Source organism: Roseicyclus sp. (assembly GCF_965662675.1).
Classification (GTDB): Bacteria; Pseudomonadota; Alphaproteobacteria; order Rhodobacterales; family Rhodobacteraceae; genus Roseicyclus.
Genome location: NZ_CBFIIK010000021.1, coordinates 22,182 through 28,232, shown reverse-complemented (window position 1 = coordinate 28,232; position 6,051 = coordinate 22,182). Strand labels below are relative to the sequence as shown.

General features: G+C 60.3%; 7 protein-coding genes. 6 read left to right on the top strand and 1 reads right to left on the bottom strand.

Annotated features, from left to right (window positions below):
- Positions 1 to 193: 193 nt before the first annotated feature.
- Both ACTG4J_RS05845 and ACTG4J_RS05840 read left to right on the top strand, forming a co-directional pair.
- Positions 194 to 379 (top strand): hypothetical protein, encoded by a 186-nt coding sequence (locus ACTG4J_RS05845; protein ID WP_439137886.1) that lies wholly within the window; start codon positions 194 to 196, stop codon positions 377 to 379.
- A 59-nt stretch (positions 380 to 438) separates the two neighbouring features.
- A complete protein-coding gene (locus tag ACTG4J_RS05840; protein ID WP_439137884.1) occupies positions 439 to 1,047 on the top strand; it encodes an HD domain-containing protein in 609 nt (202 codons plus the stop codon).
- 4 nt (positions 1,048 to 1,051) lie between these two features.
- On the opposite strand, the gene ACTG4J_RS05835 is transcribed toward ACTG4J_RS05840, so the two are convergent.
- Positions 1,052 to 1,978 (bottom strand): LysR family transcriptional regulator, encoded by a 927-nt coding sequence (locus tag ACTG4J_RS05835; RefSeq protein ID WP_439137883.1) that lies wholly within the window; start codon positions 1,976 to 1,978, stop codon positions 1,052 to 1,054.
- 171 nt (positions 1,979 to 2,149) lie between these two features.
- On the opposite strand from ACTG4J_RS05835, the gene ACTG4J_RS05830 reads away from it, so the two are divergent.
- From ACTG4J_RS05830 to ACTG4J_RS05815, 4 genes are all read left to right on the top strand, one after another.
- Positions 2,150 to 3,772, top strand: coding sequence for an ABC transporter substrate-binding protein (locus tag ACTG4J_RS05830; RefSeq protein ID WP_439137882.1), 1,623 nt, complete (start codon positions 2,150 to 2,152; stop codon positions 3,770 to 3,772).
- 73 nt (positions 3,773 to 3,845) lie between these two features.
- Complete coding sequence (locus tag ACTG4J_RS05825; RefSeq protein ID WP_422238884.1) at positions 3,846 to 4,823, top strand: ABC transporter permease; 978 nt, start codon at positions 3,846 to 3,848, stop codon at positions 4,821 to 4,823.
- Positions 4,820 to 5,866: an ABC transporter permease gene (locus tag ACTG4J_RS05820; RefSeq protein ID WP_439137880.1), complete on the top strand. Its 1,047-nt coding sequence runs from the start codon at positions 4,820 to 4,822 to the stop codon at positions 5,864 to 5,866. The genes ACTG4J_RS05825 and ACTG4J_RS05820 overlap by 4 nt, the downstream gene beginning before the upstream one ends.
- On the top strand, positions 5,863 to 6,051 hold a 189-nt coding region (locus ACTG4J_RS05815), incomplete at its 3' end, for an ATP-binding cassette domain-containing protein (RefSeq protein WP_439137878.1). The genes ACTG4J_RS05820 and ACTG4J_RS05815, both read left to right, overlap by 4 nt.

Here is a 6,051-nt window from a genome sequence, read left to right as displayed (position 1 = left end):
TCAGGTCCAAGGCACCCGATCCAATGTCGTTGGACCGAGGTGTTCTGTCCAAAGTTGCCGGACTGAGGCTCCCGGTTCAGGGGGGCCGGTTCTGGGAGCGTGGTCCTTGGTTTGTATGGCTCAGCTTCAAGCGACTAACCGAAAGCGTCTCGCGAGTTCGAAGCTCGTTTGCCCCGCCTATTCTGCACCGCCGATGCGCACCTGCCCACCTGCGCCGGGCTTTGCCGCGGTCGAGATCCCCGGTGAACGCGAGCGCAACCATCATCAAGCTGCGCACGAATTGATCCATGTGCCCGAGGAAACATGGGACCAGATCGTTGCACTGCCGGCGCAGTCAGTCACACCGCTTGCCGACGAAGCCTCAGGCAAGACGTCATAAATCTTGTGCGCCGCCGCGATGGATGATTGATTTGGTCATGATCATTTGGGGCTGCATCGATGGCTGAGACTGTTTTGTTCACCGCCATGAAAGATGGCACGCGCGAGGAATACGCGCTTCTCGCGCGGTTGGAGAAACCCTTTCTCGCCCTCACGGCCGATCGTGTCTTGGACGAATTGCGCCGTGCGGATGAGGTGACGCTCGAGGGTTACAAGATCTCGCGGCTGACCCACGGGCTGCAATCGGCGACGCGTGCGATGCGCGATGGGGCCGATATCGACTGGGTCGTTGGCGCGCTTTTGCATGACATCGGCGATGGTTTGGCCCCGCAGAACCATGACCGTATGTCTGCCGAGGTCATCCGCCCCTTCGTGCGCTGGGATGTGGCGTGGGTTGTCGAGCATCATGGCATTTTCCAGATGATCTATTATGCCCATCACTACGGGTGGGACCGCGACGCGCGCGCGCGTTTTCGCGACCATCCGTGTTTCGACAGCTGCGCGGAGTTTTGCGAACGATGGGATCAATCCAGCTTTGATCCCGATTACCCGACAGAGCCGCTCTCGCGCTTTGAGCCCATGCTGCGCGAGGTCTTTGGGCGCAAGGCTCATGATCCTGCCGTGCTGCGCGAAGGTTTCGTGTCGTCGCTGATCGGAGCAAACCCGTGATCGCCTAGAATTCGGGTGGGCGCAGCTCATAGGCTGACCGCGCATTCGATTTCACCGATAACTGCACATGGCGCATGAAGGCGCGCGCAGGGCGCGACATGGGCCTCACGGTCGAGACGGCGAAAGAGACGCGATAGATGAATTCTGGCTCAAAGGGTCGCACGGCGAGTTCCGGGTGCGCTTGGCTAATCAAGGGAAAAGGGCAGATCACAGCCACGCCCATGCCGGCGCGCGCCAGTGTTGTGGCGCTGACGCCCGTTGCCACTTCTGCGACGGTATTTGGCCGAACATTGGCATTCGCAAAAACCTGATCAAGCCGCGTACGCACCATGTGCCGCCGCATGAGCGCGATGTGATCTTGGCCATGCAAGATCTCGGGCGTGATCACCTTGTAACGCGCCAAAGGGTGGTCATGCGCCATGACGCAGACCGCGCGGGTTTGGTGAAACGGGATCAGTTCCATCGCGGAATGTGTGAGCTCGGCCAATGTAAAGCCAAGGTCGATGGTGTCCTCCACCAACCGGCTTACCAAGCCGTTCGAGGTGCAAGTTTCCAATGAAACCATTTGGCCCGGGTTTTGCTTCATGAAGCTGGCCATAAGACCGGCCAGAAAGCGGTGGCCCAAGGTGGGGGGCGCAGCAAGGCGAAGTGGCTGGCTGGCCGGGTCACTGGGGTCGGTTCCGTCGAGATAGGCCAAGGCGTCGAACAATCGGTCAAGATGGCCGTTCAGCCGCACCGCCTCGGCGGTAGGGCGCAAGCGGCCGCCACGCCGCTCGAACAGCGTGACCCCAACATTCGATTCCAATTGGGCCAGCAAGCGACTGACGGCGGGTTGCGAAATGCCAAGGCGATGAGCCGCCGCCGTCACGGTGCCCGAGCTGATGACCGCGCGCAGCACCTCATATTCGCGGATCGATGCGCGTGGACGCATGGCCACCCTCCTTTCAATGATCTGTTATGCAAAATCATTATAGGTGCATAACATTAAATCATGCAGTTTCCAATTCACGCAGTGGCGGTCTCGGATAGGGTCGGCGGGTCTATGGACGAAAGTGAGGTTGGGTGTTCAAACCCTGCCCGCCAACAGAGGAGATCACCCCTAATGTCTAGCCCCGTTTTTCGCGGCTTGGTTGTGGCCGCCCTTGCCACTGCGATCCCGGCTTTGCCGCTCGCAGCGCAGGAATTGCGCATCGGTCTTGCGTCCGAGCCATCTTCGGCCGACCCGCATTTTCACAACCTCGGGCCCAATAACCAACTGCGCCGCGCTATCTTCGAATCGCTCGTTGGCACGGACGCCGCGCAGCAGTTGACGCCGCTTCTGGCCGAAAGCTGGGCGCCTGTAAGCGACACAAGCTGGCAGTTCAACCTGCGCAAGGATGTGTCGTTCTCCGACGGCTCGCCCTTTGATGCCTATGACGTCGTTTATACGGTCTGCCGTATTCCCGGTGTGCCGGATTCACCCTCGCTTTTCACCACCTATACTGGCGGGATCACTGGGCTTGAGGTGCCGGATGCCCATACGCTGATCGTGCATAGCGCCGAACCCTATCCGCTGATGCCGACCGAATTCTCGACCTTCGGCATTATCTCGGCGCGCGCCAATGGTGTGGATGGATCGGCCCTGACCTTCAGCACCGAAGGCTGCGGTGACATGGCTGTGCCGGCCACCCAAGCCTTTAACGATGGCTCGGCCGCGATCGGAACCGGCCCCTTCTTGCTGGACAGTTTCCGTCGCGGCGAGGGCATCAGCCTTGTGCGCAATCCCGGCTACTGGGGCGAGGCCGCGCATTGGGAACGCGTGACAATGCTGCCGCTGACCTCTGAAGGGCCGCGCGTTGCTGCCTTGATTGCGGGCGATGTCGATTTCGTCGAGAATCCGCCGCTGCAAGACCTTGAGCGGCTGAACGCAGATCCAGGCTTGCGTGTTGTGCAGGGAATTTCCAACCGCGTCATCTATATCCATCTCGACCATAAGCAGGCGCCATCGCCGATGATCACTGGCACGGATGGGGCAAATCCGCTGCAAGACATCCGTGTCCGCGAGGCGCTGACCATCGCTGTCAACCGTGACGCCATTGTCGAGCGGATCATGGGCGGCGTGGCCGTGTCCGCGGGCGAGTTGCTGCCGCCGGGCATGTTCGGCGCGCATGTCGAGGGCGATCTGCCCCCGCGTGGCTTCGACGCCGATCGCGCTCGGGCGCTTTTGGCTGAGGCGGGCTATCCCAACGGCTTTGGCATCACCATCGGCACGCCCAATGATCGCTACATCAATGATGCGCAGGTTGCACAGGCTGTGGCACAGATGTGGGCGCGGATCGGTGTCGAGACGCAGATCGACGCTTCGACCGCTTCGACCTTCTTCTCGCGCCGTAATGCGTTCGAGTTCTCGGCCTATCTTGCAGGTTGGGGCGCTGGCACAGGCGAGATGTCCTCACCGCTCCGCGCGCTCTTGGCAACGCGTAACAGCGATCTGGGTCTGGGCGGCACCAACCGGGGCCAGTATTCCAACCCCGCGATGGATGCAGTCCTGCTCGAGGCGCTGCGCACGGTTGACGATACCGCGCGCGAAAACCTGCTGCGCCAAGCCTCGCGCATGGCGATGGATGATTACGCGATCATCCCGCTTCATTACGAGGTGACACCATGGGCCATGCGCGCAAGCATCGATTATGAGCCCCGCGCCGATCAATACACGCTGCCATATATGATACACCCGGCAAATTGATCGCATGATGTTTTTGGCCGCGCGGGCAATCGCGCGGCCATCCCCGCACTCCTGACACTAGGACGCATCCAAGATGCTCGTCTTCTTGCTACGGCGCCTTGCGCAATCGGTCTTTGTGCTGATCGCAATGATGGTGGTCGTGTTCTTCGGCGTTTACATGATCGGCAACCCGGTCGATATCCTGATCTCGCCCGATGCCACGCCTGCCGAAATCGAAGAGACAATGGCGCGCTTCGGCTTTGATCAGCCGGTCTATATCCAATTTCTGAAATTCGTGGGCAACGCGCTGCAGGGCGATCTGGGGCGCAGCTTTGTGCATGGCGAACCGGCGGTACAGCTGATTTTGTCATACATGCCCGCAACGCTGGAACTGGCGCTTCTTGGCTTGATCTTCTCGATCGCCATCGGGGTGCCTTTGGGCGTCTATGCCGGCTACAAGGCCGACCGCTGGCAGGGCCGCGCGATCATGACCGGCTCGATCTTTGGCTTTTCGCTGCCGAATTTCTGGGTCGGCATGCTCTTGATCTTGATCTTCGCGGTCGAGTTGCGCTGGCTGCCATCGACCGGGCGTGGCGAAACGGTCGAGGTTTTGGGCCTGCGCCTGTCGATTTTTTCCAGCAATGGATTGCAATACATGATCCTGCCTGCGCTGACCTTGGCGCTTTACAAGGCATCGCTTGTCACGCGGCTTGCACGCGCAGGCACGCAAGAGGCCTTGATGCAAGATTACGTTAAATTCGCCCGCGCCAAGGGGATCTCGGAAACCCGCATTCTGTTCGTGCATGTGCTGAAAAACATCATGATCCCGATCATCACCGTGCTGGGCCTCGAGCTGGGCTCGATGATCGCTTTTGCCGTGGTGACCGAAACGGTCTTTGCGTGGCCCGGCATGGGCAAGCTGTTGATTGATAGTATCACGACGCTCGATCGCCCTGTGATCGTGGCCTATCTGATGCTCACGGTGCTGATCTTCATCATCATCAATTTCGCTGTCGATGTAATCTACACGCTCCTCGATCCGCGTGTCCGGGTGAAGGGGGAAGCAGCATGAGCGCCGATATCCAGATCGCGCCCACCACCGACCCTGCCAAGTTATGGCGGATCGCCAGCCGCGTGGCGGGGCTTGCCGTGGTGGCCGCGCTGGTCATGCTTTTGGGTGGTGTGGGCCTGCCACCGCTGTGGTCGCGCATCATCTTGTTGGTGGGGCTGGTTGCATTGGCGGCGGTGCTGCTGCGCGGAAAATACGCCAAGTTCTTTTCCGGCCCCTCGGCCTATGTGGCTACGGCCTGCCTGCTTTTGTTGATCGTCTTGGCGATCTTTGCCACCGAGCTTTCGCCGCAGAACCCCTATGACCTGCGCCAGCTTGATATCATGGATGGCCGCCAGCCGCCCGGATCAACGAATTTCGACCGCACATTGACCTTTCACCTCGGCACCGACGAGCAGGGGCGCGATATCTTGTCGGGGATTCTCTATGGTCTCAGGGTCTCGCTCTCGGTCTCGATCGCGGCAACGCTGATTGCGATGCTGATCGGGGTTGTTGTGGGTATTTATGCTGCATGGGCCGGGGGGCGGATCGAGGCGATCCTGATGCGGATCGTCGATTTCCAGCTGTCGTTCCCCTCGATCCTCGTGGCCTTGATGCTGATGGCGGCCTTTGGGCGCGGCCTCGACAAGATCGTGATCGCGCTGATCATCGTGCAATGGGCCTATTACGCGCGCACCGTGCGCGGCACAGCACTATCGGAGACGCGCAAGGAATATATCGATGCCGCCCGCGGTCTGGGCCTGCCTGCGTGGCGGATCGTGTTTGGCCATTTACTACCCAACTGCATCCCGCCCTTGATCGTGATCTCGACGGTGCAAGTGGCCAATACCATCGTGCTGGAAAGCTCGCTGTCTTTTCTTGGCGTGGGCGTACCGATCACCCAACCCTCGCTGGGGCTACTGATTGCCAATGGCTATGGCTACATGCTGTCGGGCCAATACTGGATGAGCATGTATCCCGGCGTCGCGCTGTTAGCGATTGTCGCGGCGATCAACATGGTGGGCGACCGCCTGCGCGACACATTGAACCCAAGGTTGACCCGATGAGCGTTCTGGATATCCGCGATCTGCAAACGCATTTTTTCACCGATGACGGCGTGGTCAAGGCGGTGGATGGCGTCAGCTTCTCGCTCGATGCGGGCGAGGTTCTTGGCCTTGTGGGCGAAAGCGGCTCGGGCAAATCTGTCACGGGCTTTTCCATTCTGCGCTTGGTCGACCCGCCGGGGCGGGTG